Source organism: Citrifermentans bemidjiense Bem, from assembly GCF_000020725.1.
Lineage (GTDB): Bacteria > Desulfobacterota > Desulfuromonadia > Geobacterales > Geobacteraceae > Geomonas > Geomonas bemidjiensis.
This window is the reverse complement of the sequence record NC_011146.1, coordinates 3,033,987-3,053,178: the sequence shown is the minus strand read 5'-3', so window position 1 is coordinate 3,053,178 and position 19,192 is coordinate 3,033,987. Positions and strand designations below refer to the sequence as shown.

Here is a 19,192-nt window from a genome sequence, read left to right as displayed (position 1 = left end):
CACGGCCCAAACCAGGAAGCCGTTGACGCTTCCCGACTGGTGCGGATGAATCTATTCCTGCAAAACATAGCCGTGCTGCGGGACCTGCTGGACCTGTCGCTTACGATACTGATCGTCACCCGGCTCTCGCGGCTCTTGAAGGGGGTCCTGGCGCTGCGGATTCTCGCCGTGCTGTCGGCGCTCGTGGCCGGCCACCTTCTGGCGCGTTTTTTCTCCCTGCACACAGTCCGGCTCCTCATCGACCTCTTCCTCGCCTCCTCCGTCGTCATGCTCGCCGTCGTCTTCCAGACCGACATTCGCAAGGCCTTCGCCACGCTGACCAGGAGCCGTACCGAAAAGGACGTGGAGATGTCCGACGTCATCGACGAGCTTGTTTTCGCCGTCGCCGGGCTGGCCCAGAAGCGGATAGGAGCCCTCATCGTCATCGAGCGCGCCATCCAGGTGGACAGCTATCTGGCCGTGGGGACCGACATAGACGCCAAGGTGACCAGCGAGCTGATCTCGTCGATATTCCTACCTTACTCGCCGATACACGATGGCGCGGTCATCATCCAGCACGGCAAGCTGACCAAGGCGGGGTGCTTCCTGCCGCTCACCCAGAACCTGGAGGTCAGCAAGAGCCTCGGGACCAGGCACCGGGCTGCGATGGGGCTGAGCGAACTGGTGGACGCGGTGGTCGTCGTGGTGTCCGAGGAGACCGGCACTGCTTCCATCGTGGTCGGCGGCAAGAAGACCGATGTTGTGGACATGCCGTCGCTCGGGAAAACGCTGAGGAGACTGGTGGAACCGAGGTGGCTTAAATGACCCAAGCCAAGTCGCATGAATGGTCCAAGGGGGTGAAGGCGCTCTCGGTGCTCCTGGCGGTGCTGATCTGGTCCTGCGTCATCTTGGAGCGCCCCGCGGAGATGAAGTTGAACGTCCCCGTCTCGCTGGAGCGGTTGCCGTCCGGGGTGTGGGCCGACTCGCCCCCTCCGGAGAACCTCCAGGTGATCGTGTCGGGGCCGCAGATACTGCTTTTGCTCCTCCCCCTGCGCCCGGTCAGTTGCGAGATTGATCTTTCCACGGCTGGGCCGGGTGAGCTGGTTGTCGCCCCGACGCAGGGCTCTTTCGGGCTCGACCCAGAGCTGAAGGTGGTGCGGATCTTCCCTGAGACGTTTACGGTGGTGCTGGCGAAGAAAGAATAGCTTCTCCGTCTCCCCCTCCCGCAGGGGGAGGGGGGATAAAAATGCGGTACTCCCGATGACCTGGGAAAAGTGGGGAGAGCAGCACCCAATTGGTGGCGGAAAACGCTGCCTGATCAGCAGGTAAATAACTAAAATTCATCGCATGAGGTGATCTATGAAGAAGCTTTTCGGAACGGACGGGGTGCGCGGTGTGGCCAACGTCTATCCGATGACTGCAGAAATGGCAATGCAGATCGGCCGCGCGGCCGCCTACATCTTCAAAAACGGCAAGAAACGCCACCGTATCGTGATCGGCAAGGACACGCGCCTCTCCGGCTACATGCTTGAAAGCGCGCTCATGGCCGGCATCTGCTCTATGGGCGTGGACGTGCTCCTGGTAGGGCCGCTGCCTACCCCCGGCATCGCCAACATCACCTCCTCCATGCGCGCCGACGCAGGCGTCGTGATCTCCGCTTCCCACAACCCCTTCGAGGACAATGGGATCAAGTTCTTCTCGCGCGACGGCTTCAAGCTTCCCGACGAGACCGAGCTGATGATGGAGGAGCTGATCTTCTCCAAGCGGATCGATTCCTTGCGCCCGACCGCCAAGGAAGTGGGGAAGGCGTACCGCATCGACGACGCCCAGGGGCGCTTCGTCGTCTTCCTGAAGAGCACCTTCCCCAAGGATCTAGATCTCTCCGGGCTTAAGATCGTCCTCGACTGCGCCAACGGCGCCGCCTACAAGGTCGCACCCGCCGTCTTCGAGGAACTGGGCGCGGAGGTCATCTCCATCGGCGTCAAGCCAAACGGCACCAACATCAACGCCGACTGCGGATCGCTGCATCCCGAGGTGATGAGCCAGGCGGTGAAGGAACACGGCGCCGACTTGGGCGTTGCGCTCGACGGCGACGCCGACCGGGTCATTTTCGTGGACGAGTACGGCAACGTGGTCGACGGCGACCGCATCATGGCGATCTGCGCGACCGAAATGATCCGGCAAGGGATCCTGAAGCAGAACACGCTGGTGGCGACAGTGATGAGCAACATGGGACTCGACATAGCCATGAAACGCGCCGGCGGCCAGGTCATCAAGACCGCGGTCGGGGACCGTTACGTTGTGGAGGAGATGCTCAAGGGGGGCTACAACCTCGGGGGCGAGCAGTCCGGCCACATGATCTTCCTCGACCACAACACCACCGGCGACGGCGTCCTTTCGGCGCTGCAGGTGCTCGCCATCATGCAGCGTCACCAAAAGCGTCTATCCGAGCTCGCCCTGGTCATGGAACCGCTGCCGCAGGTGCTCGTCAACGTCCGCCTGGCTGAGAAATCGGACATCATGCAGGTCCCCGAGATAGCGAAGTTGATCAACGACGTCGAGGAAAAGCTCAAGGGCGAGGGAAGGGTCCTCATCCGCTACTCCGGCACGGAGCCGCTTTTGCGCATCATGCTGGAAGGAAGCGACGAGGGGGATATTCGCTGCTGGGCCAACGACATAGCTTCCATCGTGGCACAGAAGCTGGGAGGTGAGGCGCGTGGCTAGACTGGGAGTGAACATAGATCACGTGGCGACGCTTCGGCAGGCGAGGGGGGGGACGGAACCGGACCCGGTCGCAGCCGCCGCCATCGCCGAATTCGCCGGTGCCGACGGTATCACCATCCATCTGCGTGAGGACCGCAGGCACATCCAGGATCGCGACCTGAAGATCCTGCGCCAGACCGTGCAGACCAGGCTGAACCTGGAGATGGCCGCTACCGACGAGATGGTAGCCATAGCGCTCGCGGTGAAGCCCGAGGCGTGCACCCTGGTCCCGGAGAAACGGGCCGAGCTGACCACCGAGGGGGGGCTCGACGTGCGCATCCACCAGGAGGCGCTCAAGGTCGCCATAGAGAAACTGCAGGCAGGGGGGATCATCGTCAGCCTCTTCATCGATCCGGACCCCGACCAGATCAAGGTGGCCAACAAGATCGGCGCCGACTATATAGAGATCCACACCGGCTCCTTCGCCGAGGCGAAGAGCTGGAAGGAAGAGGAACTGGAACTGATCAAGATAGAGAACGCGGTAAAGCTCGCCCGCAAGCTCGATCTCGGCGTCAACGCCGGGCACGGGCTTAGCTACAGCAACGTGAAGAAGGTGGCGGCCATCGGCGGCATCGAGGAATTCAACATCGGGCATTCCATCATGTCCCGCGCCATCCTGGTGGGACTGGACCGCGCCGTGCGCGACATGTCCGAGCTGGTGAGATACGCCTGAGCTTCAGGCGGGAAGAAAGCATCGAACAAAGGAGAAGCAGATGACAAAAGCTAGTGCGCGTCACATTTTAGTAGCTACCGAACAGGAGTGCGTAGCGCTCAAGACCAAGATAGAATCGGGAGCCGATTTCGGCGACTGCGCCCGCGAGAGTTCCCTTTGCCCCTCGGGGAATCAGGGTGGGCGTCTGGGCGAGTTCCGCCCGGGGCAGATGGTGAGGGAATTCGACGAAGTGGTTTTCAGCGGCGAAGTCGGCAAGGTCCTCGGGCCGGTCAAGACCCAGTTCGGCTACCACCTGATCGAGATCATGAGCCGCACCGCCTAAGGGTAGCTTTCACAGGCATCAAGGTAAAAGGGGAACCGATGGCAGAAACTCAGGAGAAACAGTCAGTAGTAGATCTCATCTTCAGCGCACCCTTTTTGCTGGGCCTGGTTGGCGTAGGCTGCATGGTCTACGGAGTCGCCGACGGCTTCCGGGTGATGCAGTTTTTCTTCGGCGTCTGCATCGTCGTCGGGAGCGTGATGCTTCACCTCATCAGGAAGAAGGATTGGGATGCCCACTGGGCGGCGATGGATCAGGCCCGCGAGGCCCACGAGAAGCGCGCCGCTGAAGAGGCAGAAAAGAAGAAGTAGCTGCTGCTACATGGGAAAGCAAAGAAGGCGGGGTGAGAAATCACCCCGCCTTCTTCATTTAAGCCTTGTCTGCTGCAATGGACCGCATGGACCCTATGGACGAAATGGACTCGGTGGACTGAGGAAACGTTGTCAATTGTCAATTGTCAATTGTCAATTGCCTTACGCCGGCGGCAGGTGCTTGGCGGGCTTTTTCAACAGAAACAAAAGCGGAATGATGATGAGGAACGCCAAGCCGACGATGAAGAAGATCCTGTTGTAGGAGAGCATGTAGGCCTGCCGGCTTACGGTCCCGTAAAGTACTGTCATGGCCCCTTTCTCGGCAGCGACAGGATCGAGGCCGCGCCCCATGAGCGCCCCCTTCAGCGTCGCGAGCTGGGATTGGAACAGCGGGTTGTACGGGTTTACGTGTGCGACCAGGTTGGTCTGATAAAACTGCGAGTAACGCGCCAGCATGGTGGCCGCGATTGCTATGCCGACGCTCCCGCCGATGTTTCTGAGCAGGTTGAAGATGCCGGTCGCGTTCCCCATCTCTTCTTTGGAAATGGTTGCCAGGGTGACCGTGGTCAGGGGCACGAAGATCATGGCAAGGCCCACGCCCAGCACCACCCGAGGCCAGACGAAGTCCATGTAGGCCGCCTGCAGGGTGAAACGCTGCATGATGAACATGGAAGTAGCCCCGATGATAAGCCCCATGAAAACGACCTTCCTGCCGTCGTAGCGCTGGATCGCCGCTCCCACGAATGGCATGCAGATGAGGGTGGCGACGCCGCCCGGAGCGAGGACCATGCCGGCCATGGTGGCGTTGTAACCCATGAGGGTCTGCAGGAACAGCGGGATCAGCATGATGGAGCTGTAAAGGCAGAATCCCACGGCGAACATGATCAGGTTCCCCGACGAGAAGGAGACGTTCTTGAAGAGCCTCAGGTTCACGATGGGATGCGGGTGGGTCAATTCGACGTAAACAAGGGCGGAAAGCGCGATTGCTGTGACCACTGCGCAGCCGACGATGAAAGGGGAGTTGAACCAGTCGTCCTGCTGCCCTTTGTCGAGCACTATCTGCAGGGCTCCCAGCCCCACGGTGAGAAGGGCGAGCCCCCAGTAGTCGATGGCGACCTTGGTACGTTTCAGGTAGCTCGGGTCGTAGATGAAGAAGGAAGCCATGATGACCGCGATGACCCCGATGGGGATGTTGATGTAGAAGATCCAGCGCCAGCTCATGTTGTCGGTGATCCAGCCGCCCAACGCCGGGCCGATGATGGGGCCGAACATGGCGCCTACGCCGAAGATGGCCATCGCCATTCCCTGTTGATAGGGGGGGAAGGTTTCCATCATGATCGCCTGGCTCATGGGGATGAGGGCGCCGCCGGCGGCCCCTTGCAAGACGCGGAAGAAGATCAGCATGCCCAGAGAAGGGGCGGCGCCGCAAAGAAGCGAGGCGAGGGTGAAGAGGGTGATGCAGGTGATGAGGAACCTTTTGCGCCCGAACATGCGGGCGAGCCACCCGGTCATGGGGAGGACGACTGCGTTACTGACCAGGTAGGAGGTGAGGACCCAGGTGATTTCATCGGTCCCGGCGTTGAGGCTCCCCTGCATGTGCGGGAGCGCCACGTTCGCGACCGAGGTATCGACGATCTCCATGATCGCCGGCAGCATCACCGTGATGGTGATGAGCCACTTGTTTACAATCTTTTCTTCAGCGCTTTTCATGGGGCCGCCAGGGGGTGTCCTTCAACTCGCAGCATCAGGGGGAAAATGTATCACCGGTGTAGCCGGTGCTTTGTGGTCTCCCCTCCCTTGACGGGAGGGGCTGGGGGTGGGTGAAGCTGCCATAAAGGAGCCTGCCGCTATCAGGAAAAGCTGAGTAACGGTTTGTTTAGCGGCCGAAACCGACCACGTCGCCGAAGGTCTGGCCGGTGAGGATGGTGGGGACCACGCTCATCCCGACCCGCAACAGGTGCTCGGGGTCGCTTCTGCGGTCGATGGCGATCCTGACCGGAATCCTCTGGGTCACCTTGACGTAGTTCCCCGTGGCGTTTTCAGGCGGCAGCAGCGAGAAGGCCGCGCCGGTTCCAGCCATGATGCTTTCCACCTTTCCGGTGAAGGTTCGCCCCGGGTAGGTGTCCACGGTGAACTCGACGTTCTGCCCCGGCCGCACCTTGGCCAGTTGGCTTTCCTTGTAGTTCGCGGTGATCCAGGCCCCCTCCAGCGGCACCACGGCCATCAGCGCCTGGCCCGGCTGCACGTAGTTTCCCGGCTCGACACCCTTCCTGGTCACGAAGCCGTCGCCGGGGGCGACGATGCGGGTATAGGAGAGGTTCAGGTGCGCGGTCTCCAACTCCGCCTGCTTCTCGGCAACCCTGGCGTCCTTGGAGCCGGTGCCGGAAATGCCGATCATCGCCTTTGCCTTTCTTTCCGCTTCCTGCGCCTCCTTGAGCTGCATCTGCGCGACACGGTGCGCGGTGCGCTGACGCTCCAACTGCTCGCGGGGGATAACTTCCTTGGCATAAAGGGCCTCGGCCCGTCGCAGGTCCAGGTTAGCCTGCTCCAGGCGGGCGGCCGCCAAGCCGATGTTGGCCCGGGCGCTCTCCACTTGCGCGTAGTCGCCTGAGGTCTCGTTCTTGGCCATTTCCACGGAAGCCGCGGCGCTGTTCTCGCGCGCCCGGTAGTCCGAGGGGTCGAGTTCGACCAGCAGGTCCCCCTTGCGCACGAACTGGTTGTCCACCACCGCAACCCGGTGCACCAGTCCGGGAACCCGGCTCGCGATGGAGTGGACATGCGACTCGATGAAGGCGTTGTCCGTCTCGATGTGGGTCTTGCTGCGGACCCAGCGGTGCACGCCTAAAAGCGCGCCGATAACGATGATCACGAGGAGCACGATGCCGCCGCGCTGTCTCTTGTTGAGCCCCCTCCGCTCGCCGCCCGGCGCCGGATTCGTTTCGTTATTTTCAGTAGTCTGGTTTGTTTCTTCAGCCATTTATATGAACCTCAAGAAATTTTGGTTGCGTCAGATAAGTCCTGCCTTTTGCGTTACAGCTCTCCCGTCGCCCGTTTCACCCGGGCTGCGGCTACCTGCAGGTCGAACATGCTGCGAAAGTAGTCGGTTCTGGTCTGGGTAAGGAGGGTTTGGGCGTCGATAACCTCGGTGGCGGTGCCGACTTTTTCCTGGTAACGGTCGCGGGTGATGCGGAGGTTTTCCCTTCCTTGCTCTATCGCCTTCTCGGCAACCTTGAGCCGCGTGAGCGCGACCTTCATGTCGTTTTGTGCCGTCGACAGTTCGAGCCTCACCCGGTCTTCCAGGTCCCTCATCCGCTCTTCGTCTCTCGCCCGTGACTCGACCGCCTGGCGGATCCTTGCTTCCTTGGCGGCTCCGTCGAAGAGATTCACCTTGAGCCCAAGCGTCGCAGCGTAAATGGTTTGCTCGCGTACCTTGCTGTTGTCCAGATAGTCCAAGCCGAACCTGGCAAAGATCTCCGGATAATAATCGCTTTTCGCCTCTTTGACGGCGTGCTCGTCCGCATTGACCAAAGCCCTGAGAGCGGATATCTCTGCGCGCTTGGAAAGGTCTGGGACAGCCTGCTGGTCGGGAAGGGGGGGAGTCTCGATCTGTTCCTGGAGGTCGGCGCGGTAACTGGCGGGGACGCCGGTGAGGTAGTTCAGGTAGAGCCAGCCGTTTTCTATCTGGTTCAGGGCTCCGTAAAGGTTCTGCCTGCTGGAAGCCACCCGCACCTCGGCCTGCAAGAGGTCGTTGCGCGTCACCACGCCCTCTTCGAACAGCGCCTGGGCCGTCTTCTGGTGGGCGGTCATCTGGACCACCTCGTCGTTGGCAGCGCCGACCAGCTTCTCCGCGGCGAGGATGCCGAAGTAGGCGCGCACCACCTCCAGGAACAGGTCCTGCTCCTGGCCAAAGTGGGAGAACTGCGCCGCGTCGCTCTGCAGCCGGGCTCTCGCCTCGCGGGCGCCGGTGCGCCCGAAATCGTACAGGGTGTTGTAAATGGTGAGGTTCAGGAAGGGGTAGCGGGCATCCTGTGTTTCCTGGACGATGTTGCCGAATTTTACTGCCTGTGGGTCCAGTTGCGCGGTGTACCCGGCCTGCAGGTCCACCCGCGGCAGCCTTGCGCTGCGGGCAATGGAAATCTGTTCCTGCGCGATCGCCACGTCATGGGTGCTGGCCTTGAGCCCCCTGCTGCTTGCAGCCGCCTTGGTGAGGCACTCCTGCAGAGTGAGGGTCTCGGCGCTAGCCGCGCCTGTTCCAGTGAGCGCCGTCAATGCCAGTATAATCAATGCTCTTCGCATGAAAGCTCCCGGATCAGCTGCGGATCTTTTCCAACAGCGACTTCAAGGTTTCCTGTTCTTCGGAGGTCAGTTTCGCTACCAGCTTGCGCTGGGCTTTCAGTGCCAGCGGCGTCAGTTCCGGCTGCAGCGCCTTTCCTTTTGCCGTGAGGCAGATGCGATAGGCGCGGCGGTCGTCAGGGTCCGCCTGCCTGGCCACCAGCCCCTCTTTTTCCAGCCTGTCGATCAGGCCGCCCATGGTTGTTCTGTCGATTTGGCTCTTAGCAGAGAGCACGGACTGGCTCAGCCCATCCTCGCGCCACAAGAAACCCAGCAGACCGAATTGTTGTGGAGTGAGATCGTATTCGTCGAAGTGTTCCTTGAAGATGAGGCTGGCGCGCTGATAAGCCTTGGACAAGAGAAATCCCACGGTCTTCTCTATCTCGATCGGTGTTTTTGCTGGCATATAAAGCCCCCCTTCTTTCGAAGCGGTTACCCGTGAGTACGGCGCGCGTAAAACAAAGCAACAAAGCAGTTTAACAGCTGTAAATCACGGCAGTATATCATACCCATGCTGCGGCAGGTGTGTCATTATGCATATAATCAGTATGCTGTCAATAAATCTGGCAGGCATAGCGTCGCTTCTCTTGCAATACCTCCTCACCTCAGCCTTCCCCATTCCCCATTCCCCAATCTGTCACGTCGAATATGGTTGATTAATTCTTAAATTCTTTTAATATGATCAGCTGTTATGCCTTTACCATACGTCCAGTGTCTGAGCTGCCCGTGAAGCTTCTTGTCGGATGAGCGTCGCTGACACAACGCCTGGCATCTTTGCTTTTTAAACTCTTTGAGGTCCATCGTTGTGTAGTCCTCTATATATCGGAAATGGTGCAGCCTTGACGCCATCTGCTCAGATAGCCGGCTGAGCGGTCCAGACTCTTCAAATAAAACAAAAGGAGGAGAAAATGAGGAGAAAATATGTGCTGGTTGCAGCAGTGGTTACCACGCTGGCGGGGCAGGAGGTCGGAGCGAGAACTCTGGAGGACGTTCTGAAAGAAAAGGGGGTTATCACAGAGCAGGATTACAAGGAGGTAACCAAAAGCAAGGCTCAGAGCTACAAAATTGGCAAAGGATTCACACTTACATCCTCCGAAGAAAAGTTCCAGATGTCGCTCGGCGGCAGACTCCAAACTCGCTACACCTATACCGATGGCGAAGACAGTTCCCTTACTCCCAACGCGAGCCGGTGGGAGGTCAGGAGGATGAAGTTATGGATAAATGGCTACGCCTACAACAAGGATCTTACCTACCTGCTCCAGGTTGATTTCGTCTCGGGAGGCTCCTCAAGGCTCCTCGAGCACGCCTACCTCAACTATCGCTTCATCGATGAGGTTCAGCTTCTGGCAGGACAGACCAAGGTTCCGTTCGGGAGGCAGTGGCTCAACTCCTCGGGCAGCCAGCAATTTGTCGACCGCTCCATTACGTCCGACACCTTCCGTCCGGGTTACGATGCTGGCGCAAAATTGGGCGGTGATCTCTTCGGTGGGATCAGCACCTATGAGATAGGTGCCTATGGCGGCGCCGGGCAGAGCGCGACCCGTGCAACGAACGGAGATAACACCGCCACAGCCATCGCTGCCCGCGTGACCGTCAATCCCTTCGGCAAGATGCCCTACTCGGAAAGCGACCTTGATGACACAGCGACGCCGCTCCTCTCCATCGGTGCCAACTACTACGGCAACACCCTCCGTAAGACTGCTGCAACCACCTTTGAAACCAACAACATCACTTTAGCGGGAACAAATGGTTGGCTCGGCAGGAACGTTGCGGCGTTTGCGACGGGCGAACTGGTTGATATCGACAGCTACGGCGCCGATGCCGCATTCAAATGGCGGGGTGTTTTCGCATTGACTGAGTATTTGTACGGGCGCGGGAAAGGCGGCGACAGCGGCAGCATTGTCCGTGCGCACGGGTGGTATGCACAGGCAGGTTATTGCATAGTTCCCCAGACGCTTGAGGTGGCTTTGCGTTACGCTTTCATCGACCCGAACCGCGCCGTCTCAGATGACCAGCGCACAGACGTGTCGGCAGCGGTTTCCTATTATTTTAACAAGCACAACCTGAAGATTCAGGGAGATGTCACCAACGCTCACGACCAGAGCAAGGGTAGCGGTGTTGATGACCAGATTTACCGGCTACAGGCCCAGATAATTTTCTAATTACTGAATAAAGAACGTAAACACTTCATAAGATGTGGTTAACGACATAGACCCGCTTCAGAGTTGAAGGAAAGGAGGCGTACTTTCATGGTAGAAAACAAGCCTTGTCCGCATCCTCACTGTCTGTTGTCCGGGGCTTGTGTCTTATTATGTGCAAACTGACTTTCATTTGAAGAATTCAGCTGTACACTTCCCCCCTATAGCTTACCCAACGCATAGTGAGAGAACCTTCGTGCGAATACTGCTCGCAATTGATGACACTGACAATATGGACAGCAAGGGAACTGGCGCAATTGCAGCCCTGATAGCAGAGTCAATGCTGCGTGATGGCTTTGGAATCCCGAGCTTCATCACCAGGCACCAATTGTTGGTTCACCCGGATATACCGTACACCTCTCATAACAGCGCCATGTGCTTTCCGGCTGATATTGACGGGACGCGTATCGACGAGCTAGCAACATTTTGCAGCGGGCTCCTGGAGCGTGAGTGTGCGGACGGTTCCGACCCGGGGCTTTGCATCGCCGCTCTCGACCGGATTACCAATGGGGAGGAACTGATTGGATTCGGTCGGCGCGCGAAAGGCGAAATCCTGACGAAGGAAGAGGCGCTGGTCCTGGCAACTCGGTTCGGAGTGCACCTGTCGGAACATGGCGGAACCGGGGATGGCGTCATCGGGGCTCTGGCCGGGGTAGGGTTGCGTCTGTGGGGGAACGATGGCCGGATGAGGGGATCTCTGAAAGGGCCCCAGCCTGGTGAATCTTGGCGGGTACGTGACCTCTTGGAGCAGGCGGACGTTGAGGCGGTCCGTTCTGTAGCAGGGGACGCCATAGACGAGAACGAGTGCGTCCTGATAGGGGATAAGCCCAAAACGGTGATGCGGGAAGGCGCTTCGGTGCTCCTTCTGTCTGCCAGGAGGATAGGTGCGGGTGAGGCGCGGTGGGAGACTTTGCCGAAAAAACTGTTACGGGAGTACTGAAGTCTGCAAATACAGGAGGTTGTGCAATGGCTGAACGGCATGAAATTGAGTCGCATCTTAAGGGGGAGACGCTGGTTCGAAAGGGTTTAAGGCACAGAGCGGATGGCACGCCAACGCTTCGTTTGGTTCCGGACCTGAACGTGGTCAAGATTGGGGGGCATGGGCTCATCGACTACGGAAGCCAGGTTGTCTTTCCCGTGATGCAGGAGATCGGTGAACTTTCCCAGGAGCACAAGCTGATGGTGGTGACCGGAGGCGGTGTCAGGGTGCGTCACATCTTGGACATCGGCATCGACCTTGGCATGCCTACAGGAGTCCTTGCAGAACTGGCAGGCAAGATCAGCGAACAGAATGCCGAGATCGTGACCCTGCTGCTTTCCAAGTGGGGGGGGACCCGGGTTAAGACGGGGGAGCTTCTCGACCTTCCCACCTTACTCCATCTGAAGCTCCTTCCGGTTATTCATGGCACACCGCCCTACGGCCTCTATGAACATCCTCCCGAAGCGGGGCTGATACCTCCGCACCGCACGGATACCGGGGCGCTTCTCATGGCCGAGGTGCTGGGAGCAAGAAGCTGCATTCTGGTGAAAAACGTTGATGGACTTTTCACTGAGGACCCTCGCGTCAACCCTAAAGCGGAGTTGATCGAGGAGATCACCGTCAGTGAGCTGATCAAAAGGGACATGGAGGACATGGTTTTGGAACGCAAGATGCTCTATCTGCTGCGGGACATGGTAAACGTAAGAGAAATCCGTATCGTGAACGGCCACAAGCCCGGCAACATCGGTAGGGCCATCCGCGGAGAGAAGGTGGGTAGCGTGATAACAGTCTGAAAAGGCTTGGTTTGTGTGCAGCCAACGATATACAATAGAGCCGTATCCTCCAAGGGAGGAAAAAAAGGAAAGGAGGCACCCTTTCATGTCAGGAAAAATCTTTTACCGGGAGAGAACGAAGATGGCGGACGGGTCCCATCAGCCACGACACGTCGTGGTGGCGGTTTCGGACCTGAACCTCAAGGTGTACGGACAGCACATACGGATGTGCGAGCTTAAGTTCATCGCGGACTCTGTGGGAGCAGAGTTGGTACATTTGCCGCGCGGGCCTAAGCACCAGGAAGAAGACGACTGAAGGTGACTAGCTTAACCGTAAGAGGTGCAAAAATGGGGGGTGTCGGCGGACACCCCCCCATTTTTGCTACTGCGGTTCGCAATGCTCATGTGGCTGCGAGGCAGGTGAACGAAGCGGCGTTCCAGCGCCGGTAGCGGCAGTTGTAGCAGGAGCGTTCGTCCTCGGCGACCAGCTCCTCCTCAACGTCTTCGGCAAAGCTCTGACATTCCAGGGCGGCACTGGCGGCGGCCCCCCAGCTCTCATTGCCCAGGGTGAATTCTCTTGTTCCATTCCAGGTTACTTGCCACATGATCAATACCCCCGAAGCTGCTTCCTATGCGTGGTCTGCCAGTTAGCCTCGCTTCCGTCGCGACTGAGCGGGCTGACAAAGAGGACAGACAAGCCATGTCGCAGCACCGTCTTCGGTTTTTCCCCGATCTCCACAAGCGTGTCAGGGGAAAGTTCTCCTCCATCAAAAGGGCGCACCGCATCGATATGGGGATGGTCCAGCAATTCCTCCAGACGCAGGAGATTACTGCCGCTAAACTCCAACGCTCCCTTCATCCGTCCGTCGTTCCCTGAAAGTCTCAATCCCGCACCGGCCAATGCCCCGATAATCCCCTGTCCTGTCCCGCCATGCTCCGAAAGATGCAGCCCTAGACGCCTACCGAGTTCATAGGTGTCGCGCATGGTAAGCACTTGCCGTTTTGCCTTCTGTCCAAAATCGATCAGCTCCGCCCCGTCTCCCAGCCGTTCCAAAGGAGCAACACACAATCCCGGATCGGAACCCGCTGCACATTCACGGTCGAGAAACCCACAGGTGAACGCGATGACAGGCTCCAGTGCTCCTTCCTGAAGGTCGGCCGGAAAGCACATAGCACTGTTGTGGGAGGTATACGGTATGTCCGGATGAACTAGAAGCTGGTGGCGGGTCACTATCCCAGTTTTCGCCCAGCCATTTGCCTCAAGCGCCTCAGCTATCAAAGATGCTATTTCCCCAGTTCCCCTGCTTTCTAAATTGTCAGTGTCATCGATTGATATCAAAACCTTCATGCTGGGTCCTCTTGCGACGTATAAAAATTTATATAACGGTGGACATGGAAAAGCAGCGCAGCTCCGAGAGATGATTGGTTATGGGCAAAGCATTTAACACAACTCCTGCGTATACGGAAGAACAATTTTTGGCGCTGTCCACAGCTGCAGTAGCCGCGGGAAGTGCTTTTTGACGGCAGATTCCAGACCGACATGAGAGCAAAGAGGTGCAGCATTTACCGTTGCGGGGATATCCTTCTGGTGCACACTGATTTTTGCTTGACAGTATAATGGTATTAAAGTACCTTTTTGCCAGAAATGGTTAATGGACTGGTAAAGGCAGAACTGTAGGCCGGGTTTCATGCCAGACACGTCCTTGTTTCTGTAAAAACTTAAACGTCAGTCTCCGAGCCGTGGCGCCTAAAAGGGATCTCCCTCAAGGTGGGCCGGCCTATGGGTATCGCTGGAAACGGCGGTGCCTCCCTTTTGCAAAGGAGACCCCAACGGCCGGAGTGCGTCCGGAACCGTCAAGGGGCCTCTCTATCCAGAGATGCCCCTTTTGCGTTTGTTGTACTTGAAGCCGCACCCAAGCGAGAGCGCGTGTAGCGGCAACCAAAATCCGAAAATCAGTCTCCGAGCCGTGGCGCCTAAAAGGGATCTCCCTCAGGGTGGGCCGGCCTATGGGTATCGCTGGAAACGGCGGTGCCTCCCTTTTGCAAAGGAGACCCCAACGGCCGGAGTGCGTCCGGAACCGTCAAGGGGCCTCTCTATCCAAGAGACGCCCCTTTTTTATTCATAGGGTGTCCCAACCTCGATTGTCGGGCGCCGGCCGCGAGCGTTCATCAACAGACGCAACCGCAAAGATGACTTTATTGGCTGATCACCAAATCAAACAGGGAGGAGGAAAGGAAAATGAAATACACAGAAGCGGGATGCTATCTCGAAGTCGACGTCTTGACGGGAAACATAGACCGGGTGGCGGTCGACCCTAAGGTAATGGAACAAAACATCTGCAGGCAGGGAATCAGCATCAATGAACCGTGCGGAGGGTTTTGCCAGCATTCGGTCAAGACCTGCCTCCGCGTGGAAGAAAGTGAATGAAAGCGATAGCCCAAGGAGGAACGTTACGAGCGCATTGGTAGATAAGACAGACATCAAGACATGGAATGGGCACATCTAAAGAGAGGTGAAAATGAGATACGCAGAGGCAGGATACTATTTGGAAATCGACCTGGCGACGGGGAACATCGAACGCGTAGCAACCGACCCCAAGCTGATGCAACTTCATCTGGGAGGATTGGGTACCAGCATCAAGGAACATTGGGACCGGGTCCCGCCAGAGGTTAAGGCGTTTGACCCTGAAAACCACCTTATCTTCAGTACCGGCCTTTTGAATGCTACGCCTGCTTTCAGTGCCAACCGTTCCGTTGTCACCTTCGTTTCACCGCAGTCGGGGACGTTGGCCTACCCCATGATGGGGGGATTTTTCGCGGCGGAACTGAAGTATGCCGGCTACGACAAGGTGATCTTCAAGAACAAGTCGCCCAACTGGGTGTACCTGTACATCAACAACGACAAGGTAGAGATACGCGACGCCTCGCATCTGCAGGGAAGAGGCGCCGTTGAAACTCAGGAGCTTATTCGCAAAGAACTGAATCTGCCCAAAGCACAGGTGGCGGCAATAGGCCTTGCCGGCGAGAACCGGGTCTTCACGGCTTCTATCGAGCAGTCAAGGTCGAGCGCCAGCAGGCTCGGCGGCGGCGCTGTCATGGGAGACAAGAAGATAAAGGCAATTGCCGTTCGTGGAACGAAGGACATCTATCTCGCCCGGCCTGAAGAGTTTATGGAACAGATGAAGGGGGTGACGGACTACATCAAGTACAGGTGGGCCAACCCCATCAAGGATGTCATGACTATCTTGTCCGGCATCGGCTCGCCGCAGGAGATGCTGCATACGGACGAAAAGTGGCACACGGAGAACTTTGCCTGGGGCAATGCCCGCACCAGGAGAAGAGACTTCTGGACCGAAGAAATCGACGAGTCCTGGTCGAAGTCACAACATGCAGCGGTAAAGCGGTTGATAAGCTGCTTTAACTGTCCTACGCATTGCGGGGCGCTGATTTCCCACAAAGATACCCCGCGATATATGGCGAAATGCTTCGGGAAACTCACCTATGCCATGGCGGCCTACGTCGATGACTTGGACTTCTCCTGGAAGATCCTGCAACGCGCTACCGAGTACGGCGTCGACTCATTCTCGACCCCTCAAATCCTGGCCTTCGCCGTTGAACTCTATGAAGCGGGCATCCTGACGGACAAGGACTTCGCCGGCTGTCCATCCGATAAAGAGGGAAGGTTCTTCTGGCTTCTCGACAGGGTCGTGCGGCGGGAAGGAATCGGCGACGTCCTGGCTGACGGCGTTTATTTCGCGGCCCGCAAGATCGGCAACGGCGCCGAGGCCTTCGATCACAACACCATCAAGAAGCACGAGCAACTCCCGGTCAAGCTCGGAACGCTGGATCCGCTCTACTTCCTCATGTACGCCACCAACGAGAAGATAAGCATCACCCAGATGGAAGGGCAATGGCCCCAGTCGGCTTTTCCAACCCCGGAGCAGAGAGAGGAGTTCGTAAGGGATTGGCCCCAAATTCCCCATGATAAATTCAAGCAATGGGTACTGGACTGGGAACTGAGGGGAGAAAAGGCCATCCCGTATTATCCGACACCGGACATGTGCTCCGAAATCGTCGACTGGATGGAGATGATGCACAACATCGACGATGCAGTAGGCATGTGCTGCGGCATGTCGTCGTTCTGCCTGAAACCTCCTTACCACATCCACAACTATCCCAAATTGATCTCTGCCGCGACCGGAATGGACCTGGACGAGGATGGGCTGAAAGAAATCGCCAACAGGAACCGGAACCTGCACAGGGCATACAACAACAGGAAAGGGATCAGAAGGGCCGATGAGAAGCCGCCAACCGATCACTGGAAAAAGAGATTCCCCGAGCTGGAAGAAGAACTGTTGTCGACCTATTACAGATACAAGGGATGGAACGAAGACGGTATTCCCACTAGAGAAAAACTGGAAGAGCTGGGACTGGGCTATGTCGCTAACGACTTGGAAAAAAGGGGGATACTGAAAAATGGCGAAAATTAAGAAAAAGATCAGAACGATCACTGTCAATGCGGACAAGTGCAACGGTTGTCGGACCTGTGAGGTGATGTGTTCGGCTTTCCACGCTGTTCCCCCCTACAGCAGCAACAATCCGGGACGGTCCCGCATCCAGATCATCACCGACCGGCTTGAGGACATCTGGCTTCCCGTATTTGCCGGAGAGTACACCGAGGCCGAGTGCATGGGGAGAAACAAGTACATCATCGACGGCAAGGAGTACCGCGAGTGCGACTCCTGCCGTGCTTCCTGCCCGGCAAGGGACCTGTTCAAGGAGCCCGACTCCGGCCTTCCTCTCAAGTGCGACATGTGCGATGGCGAAGATGAGCCGATCTGCGTCAAGTGGTGCCTCGTGGACGCCTTGAGCTACGAGGAACGGGAAGAGGAAGTGGAAGAGGAAAAACCGAATATGACACAGATGGAGATCGGCCTGGAACAGTTCGCAAAGAAACACGGGTTGCAGAATGTAGTAGACACAGTCGCCCGCATGGCAAAGAAGGGGTAGTACTTAGCAGAGTCCTATCCCCCTCCCTCCGAGGGAGGGGGATAGACAGGAAGGTCCTTTATACCCTCCTCCCCTGGGGGAGGGTGGCCGAAGGTCGGGTGAGGGAGATGCAACAAGCTAAAACGACGCCCTCACCCCAACCCTCTCCCAGAGGGAGAGGGGGCATGGACGCAGGGGATGATGCATCGAACTCTCATTACAGTTCCGCATCAAGATGGAAGAATCTATGAACTCTTATGAGCATATTGTTTTAGACATTTCCGAGGAGGGTGAGCGCCTTTTGGAGGGTCGCCTGATCCTGAGAGAGGACGTACAAAAAGTCATCCAGCATGCCGAGGCCACGGGGAAGAAGCTGGTCCACAGGTGTACCGGCCGGTCTCTCGCCTTCTACCGCCCGAAAGCGGTCACCTACTGGGTGGAGTACAGCCGGACCGATGAAGCCTATCGTGTCTTTACCGCCTATTCGCACAGGATGGTGTTGAAGTCGAGCGGAAGCACAAATGAATGGGTCAAGTCCGGAGCCGGGAGCGACTGGCATTGCGACCAGTGCCGGACTCCCCTTGAAGTTCAAACAGTTCGACTTCAGTACATGCAGTCGATATTCCCCATCAATCTTCCGGCCTGTTCCAGTTGCGGATTCATACTGATCGACGAGGAACTGGCAATAGGAAAGGTGGCCGAGGCAGAGCAGGCGCTGGAAGACAAGTAGTGCTACCGCTGGGAAGGTGACAATGATGAACGATACTGCATGTAACTGGCTGGAGATTCATGACGCAGTGGGGACGTGCCTGCGTCCGGGAGGCCCGGCGCTGACGGAGAGGGCGTTGGAGGTCTGCGATCTTCCGGCTGGTTCTTTGGTCGCCGATATCGGCTGCGGCGCGGGCGGGACGTTGCTGCACCTTGAACGAACCCGCTTTTTCCGGCTGGTAGGGGTCGACGCTTCAGCGCCGCTTCTCGCGGTGGCAGCCGCCAGGCTGGAAACGGCTCGACTCGTCTACGGGCGGGCAGAAAATCTCCCCTTCGAGCAGGAAACCTTCGATGCCCTCTTTTGCGAATGCGTCCTTTCAATTGTCGACGACAAGCCGGCGGCTCTCGACGAGTTTACTCGGGTGGTTAAGGACGGTGGTTTTCTGGTCTTAAGTGACGTTTTCAGCAAAGCCTGTCACGGAAAGAAGGAAAAAGCGGACATGCTTTTCTCGCAGGAGGAACTCCTTGACTCGCTATCGCAGCGGGGGTTCACCGTATTGCTTTGGGAAGTGCACGACCGGCTGCTCAAGGAGTTCGCCGTACGCATGATATTTGCCGGCAGATCCCTGCCGCAGTTTTCGGGGTGCGGCCTCAGCTACTACATTTTGGTTGCCCGGAGAGAGGGGGCGATTTTCGAAGCAACCGGAAACGTAAGGGAGGGGAAATCATGAACGACATATTCCTGCAGCTAATAAAGCTGAGGCCCAAAGGGTACTGTTGCGCACAACTCATCGTAATACTCGCCCTCAAGGCCCAAGGGAAGACCAATGACGACCTGGTGAGATCCGTCGGGGGACTCTGTTTCGGCAACTGGAGCGGCGAGTTCTGCGGAGCCCTTTCCGGAGGAGCCTGCGTTATCTCCCTGTATTCTGGCAAAGGAGGCGAGGAAGAGGCCCTCGACGAGCGGCATATGACGATGATGGGCGAGCTGGCGGGGTGGTTCAGGGAGGTTGCCGCCCGTGAGTACGGCGGGACGCGATGCGACGAAATCCTTGAGAAGTTTCCCGGTCACGGCAAATGCGGCCAGATTGTGGCGGAAACCTATGACAAATGCATGGAAATACTGGCAAGCCACGGGTTCGAACCCGCAGCTGGCAGGAAAGGATAA

The 19,192-nt window shown here is 57.7% G+C and carries 21 protein-coding genes, 1 pseudogene and 2 riboswitches; of the genes and pseudogenes, 16 read left to right on the top strand and 6 right to left on the bottom strand.

The features are described from left to right. The first annotated feature begins 45 nt into the window (after positions 1–45). The 6 genes and pseudogenes from cdaA to GBEM_RS13145 all read left to right on the top strand — a co-directional run bounded on the left by cdaA (position 46) and on the right by GBEM_RS13145 (position 4,045). Positions 46–804, top strand: coding sequence for a diadenylate cyclase CdaA (cdaA, locus tag GBEM_RS13170; protein ID WP_012531067.1), 759 nt, complete (start codon positions 46–48; stop codon positions 802–804). Next, positions 801–1,184 (top strand): YbbR-like domain-containing protein, encoded by a 384-nt coding sequence (locus GBEM_RS13165; RefSeq protein WP_012531066.1) that lies wholly within the window; start codon positions 801–803, stop codon positions 1,182–1,184. The genes cdaA and GBEM_RS13165 overlap by 4 nt, the downstream gene beginning before the upstream one ends. Positions 1,185–1,338: 154 nt before the next feature. After that, positions 1,339–2,703, top strand: coding sequence for a phosphoglucosamine mutase (gene glmM / locus GBEM_RS13160; RefSeq protein WP_012531065.1), 1,365 nt, complete (start codon positions 1,339–1,341; stop codon positions 2,701–2,703). Beyond that, positions 2,696–3,415: a pyridoxine 5'-phosphate synthase gene (locus tag GBEM_RS13155; protein ID WP_012531064.1), complete on the top strand. Its 720-nt coding sequence runs from the start codon at positions 2,696–2,698 to the stop codon at positions 3,413–3,415. The genes glmM and GBEM_RS13155 overlap by 8 nt, the downstream gene beginning before the upstream one ends. Before the next feature lie 37 nt (positions 3,416–3,452). Beyond that, positions 3,453–3,737, top strand: a pseudogene (locus GBEM_RS13150) (peptidylprolyl isomerase); the annotation flags it as partial. A 38-nt stretch (positions 3,738–3,775) separates the two neighbouring features. Next, entirely contained in the window at positions 3,776–4,045 is a 270-nt protein-coding gene (locus GBEM_RS13145) for a hypothetical protein (RefSeq protein ID WP_012531062.1), read from the top strand. A gap of 162 nt (positions 4,046–4,207) precedes the next feature. Here GBEM_RS13145 and GBEM_RS13140 read toward each other — a convergent pair whose 3' ends face one another. The 4 genes from GBEM_RS13140 to GBEM_RS13125 all read right to left on the bottom strand — a co-directional run bounded on the left by GBEM_RS13140 (position 4,208) and on the right by GBEM_RS13125 (position 8,783). After that, positions 4,208–5,755, bottom strand: a complete 1,548-nt coding sequence (locus GBEM_RS13140) for a DHA2 family efflux MFS transporter permease subunit (protein WP_012531061.1) — start codon at positions 5,753–5,755, stop codon at positions 4,208–4,210. Between the two features lie 166 nt (positions 5,756–5,921). Further along, the gene (locus tag GBEM_RS13135) at positions 5,922–7,022 is read right to left on the bottom strand and encodes an HlyD family secretion protein (RefSeq protein ID WP_012531060.1); all 1,101 of its coding nucleotides are present in this window, start codon (positions 7,020–7,022) and stop codon (positions 5,922–5,924) included. Between the two features lie 53 nt (positions 7,023–7,075). Beyond that, complete coding sequence (locus GBEM_RS13130; RefSeq protein WP_012531059.1) at positions 7,076–8,341, bottom strand: TolC family protein; 1,266 nt, start codon at positions 8,339–8,341, stop codon at positions 7,076–7,078. A gap of 13 nt (positions 8,342–8,354) precedes the next feature. Then, positions 8,355–8,783 carry a MarR family winged helix-turn-helix transcriptional regulator gene (locus GBEM_RS13125; protein ID WP_012531058.1) on the bottom strand — a complete coding sequence of 143 codons (429 nt, stop codon included), beginning with the start codon at positions 8,781–8,783 and terminating at the stop codon, positions 8,355–8,357. Positions 8,784–9,285: 502 nt separating this feature from the next. On the opposite strand from GBEM_RS13125, the gene GBEM_RS13120 reads away from it, so the two are divergent. From GBEM_RS13120 to GBEM_RS13105, 4 genes are all read left to right on the top strand, one after another. Next, positions 9,286–10,539 carry a porin gene (locus GBEM_RS13120; protein WP_012531057.1) on the top strand — a complete coding sequence of 418 codons (1,254 nt, stop codon included), beginning with the start codon at positions 9,286–9,288 and terminating at the stop codon, positions 10,537–10,539. Between the two features lie 316 nt (positions 10,540–10,855). Next, a complete protein-coding gene (locus GBEM_RS13115) occupies positions 10,856–11,515 on the top strand; it encodes a hypothetical protein (protein ID WP_226373861.1) in 660 nt (219 codons plus the stop codon). A gap of 26 nt (positions 11,516–11,541) precedes the next feature. Then, positions 11,542–12,348: an amino acid kinase family protein gene (locus GBEM_RS13110; RefSeq protein ID WP_012531055.1), complete on the top strand. Its 807-nt coding sequence runs from the start codon at positions 11,542–11,544 to the stop codon at positions 12,346–12,348. 85 nt (positions 12,349–12,433) lie between these two features. After that, complete coding sequence (locus GBEM_RS13105; protein ID WP_012531054.1) at positions 12,434–12,643, top strand: hypothetical protein; 210 nt, start codon at positions 12,434–12,436, stop codon at positions 12,641–12,643. An 85-nt stretch (positions 12,644–12,728) separates the two neighbouring features. On the opposite strand, the gene GBEM_RS13100 is transcribed toward GBEM_RS13105, so the two are convergent. Then, positions 12,729–12,932, bottom strand: a complete 204-nt coding sequence (locus GBEM_RS13100; RefSeq protein WP_012531053.1) for a hypothetical protein — start codon at positions 12,930–12,932, stop codon at positions 12,729–12,731. 2 nt (positions 12,933–12,934) lie between these two features. Beyond that, a complete protein-coding gene (locus GBEM_RS13095; RefSeq protein ID WP_012531052.1) occupies positions 12,935–13,675 on the bottom strand; it encodes a hypothetical protein in 741 nt (246 codons plus the stop codon). 371 nt (positions 13,676–14,046) lie between these two features. Next, positions 14,047–14,167: riboswitch (molybdenum cofactor riboswitch) on the top strand. Between the two features lie 106 nt (positions 14,168–14,273). Further along, positions 14,274–14,394, top strand: a riboswitch (molybdenum cofactor riboswitch). 172 nt (positions 14,395–14,566) lie between these two features. On the opposite strand from GBEM_RS13095, the gene GBEM_RS13085 reads away from it, so the two are divergent. The 6 genes from GBEM_RS13085 (at position 14,567) to GBEM_RS13060 (ending at position 19,192) form a co-directional block, all read left to right on the top strand. Next, positions 14,567–14,755: a hypothetical protein gene (locus GBEM_RS13085; RefSeq protein WP_012531050.1), complete on the top strand. Its 189-nt coding sequence runs from the start codon at positions 14,567–14,569 to the stop codon at positions 14,753–14,755. A 91-nt stretch (positions 14,756–14,846) separates the two neighbouring features. Then, entirely contained in the window at positions 14,847–16,817 is a 1,971-nt protein-coding gene (locus tag GBEM_RS13080; protein ID WP_012531049.1) for an aldehyde ferredoxin oxidoreductase C-terminal domain-containing protein, read from the top strand. After that, entirely contained in the window at positions 16,804–17,337 is a 534-nt protein-coding gene (locus tag GBEM_RS13075; RefSeq protein ID WP_012531048.1) for a 4Fe-4S dicluster domain-containing protein, read from the top strand. Before GBEM_RS13080 ends, GBEM_RS13075 begins: the two co-directional genes overlap by 14 nt. A gap of 226 nt (positions 17,338–17,563) precedes the next feature. Next, positions 17,564–18,046 (top strand): DVU_1557 family redox protein, encoded by a 483-nt coding sequence (locus GBEM_RS13070; RefSeq protein ID WP_012531047.1) that lies wholly within the window; start codon positions 17,564–17,566, stop codon positions 18,044–18,046. A gap of 22 nt (positions 18,047–18,068) precedes the next feature. Then, positions 18,069–18,755, top strand: coding sequence for a DVU_1556 family methyltransferase (gene trsM, locus GBEM_RS13065; protein WP_012531046.1), 687 nt, complete (start codon positions 18,069–18,071; stop codon positions 18,753–18,755). After that, positions 18,752–19,192 (top strand): DVU_1555 family C-GCAxxG-C-C protein, encoded by a 441-nt coding sequence (locus tag GBEM_RS13060; RefSeq protein ID WP_012531045.1) that lies wholly within the window; start codon positions 18,752–18,754, stop codon positions 19,190–19,192. The genes trsM and GBEM_RS13060 overlap by 4 nt, the downstream gene beginning before the upstream one ends.

Excerpts from the sequence above, each read along its gene's own strand:
- cdaA (WP_012531067.1), top strand. The coding sequence starts at position 46 with ATGAATCTATTCCTGCAAAACATAGCCGTGCTGCGGGACCTGCTGGAC.
- GBEM_RS13165 (WP_012531066.1), top strand. The coding sequence starts at position 801 with ATGACCCAAGCCAAGTCGCATGAATGGTCCAAGGGGGTGAAGGCGCTC.
- glmM (WP_012531065.1), top strand. The coding sequence starts at position 1,339 with ATGAAGAAGCTTTTCGGAACGGACGGGGTGCGCGGTGTGGCCAACGTC.
- GBEM_RS13145 (WP_012531062.1), top strand. The coding sequence starts at position 3,776 with ATGGCAGAAACTCAGGAGAAACAGTCAGTAGTAGATCTCATCTTCAGC.
- GBEM_RS13140 (WP_012531061.1), bottom strand. The coding sequence starts at position 5,755 with ATGAAAAGCGCTGAAGAAAAGATTGTAAACAAGTGGCTCATCACCATC.
- GBEM_RS13135 (WP_012531060.1), bottom strand. The coding sequence starts at position 7,022 with ATGGCTGAAGAAACAAACCAGACTACTGAAAATAACGAAACGAATCCG.
- GBEM_RS13130 (WP_012531059.1), bottom strand. The coding sequence starts at position 8,341 with ATGCGAAGAGCATTGATTATACTGGCATTGACGGCGCTCACTGGAACA.
- GBEM_RS13125 (WP_012531058.1), bottom strand. The coding sequence starts at position 8,783 with ATGCCAGCAAAAACACCGATCGAGATAGAGAAGACCGTGGGATTTCTC.
- GBEM_RS13120 (WP_012531057.1), top strand. The coding sequence starts at position 9,286 with ATGAGGAGAAAATATGTGCTGGTTGCAGCAGTGGTTACCACGCTGGCG.
- GBEM_RS13115 (WP_226373861.1), top strand. The coding sequence starts at position 10,856 with ATGCTGCGTGATGGCTTTGGAATCCCGAGCTTCATCACCAGGCACCAA.
- GBEM_RS13110 (WP_012531055.1), top strand. The coding sequence starts at position 11,542 with ATGGCTGAACGGCATGAAATTGAGTCGCATCTTAAGGGGGAGACGCTG.
- GBEM_RS13105 (WP_012531054.1), top strand. The coding sequence starts at position 12,434 with ATGTCAGGAAAAATCTTTTACCGGGAGAGAACGAAGATGGCGGACGGG.
- GBEM_RS13100 (WP_012531053.1), bottom strand. The coding sequence starts at position 12,932 with ATGTGGCAAGTAACCTGGAATGGAACAAGAGAATTCACCCTGGGCAAT.
- GBEM_RS13095 (WP_012531052.1), bottom strand. The coding sequence starts at position 13,675 with ATGAAGGTTTTGATATCAATCGATGACACTGACAATTTAGAAAGCAGG.
- GBEM_RS13085 (WP_012531050.1), top strand. The coding sequence starts at position 14,567 with ATGAAATACACAGAAGCGGGATGCTATCTCGAAGTCGACGTCTTGACG.
- GBEM_RS13080 (WP_012531049.1), top strand. The coding sequence starts at position 14,847 with ATGAGATACGCAGAGGCAGGATACTATTTGGAAATCGACCTGGCGACG.
- GBEM_RS13075 (WP_012531048.1), top strand. The coding sequence starts at position 16,804 with ATGGCGAAAATTAAGAAAAAGATCAGAACGATCACTGTCAATGCGGAC.
- GBEM_RS13070 (WP_012531047.1), top strand. The coding sequence starts at position 17,564 with ATGAACTCTTATGAGCATATTGTTTTAGACATTTCCGAGGAGGGTGAG.
- trsM (WP_012531046.1), top strand. The coding sequence starts at position 18,069 with ATGATGAACGATACTGCATGTAACTGGCTGGAGATTCATGACGCAGTG.
- GBEM_RS13060 (WP_012531045.1), top strand. The coding sequence starts at position 18,752 with ATGAACGACATATTCCTGCAGCTAATAAAGCTGAGGCCCAAAGGGTAC.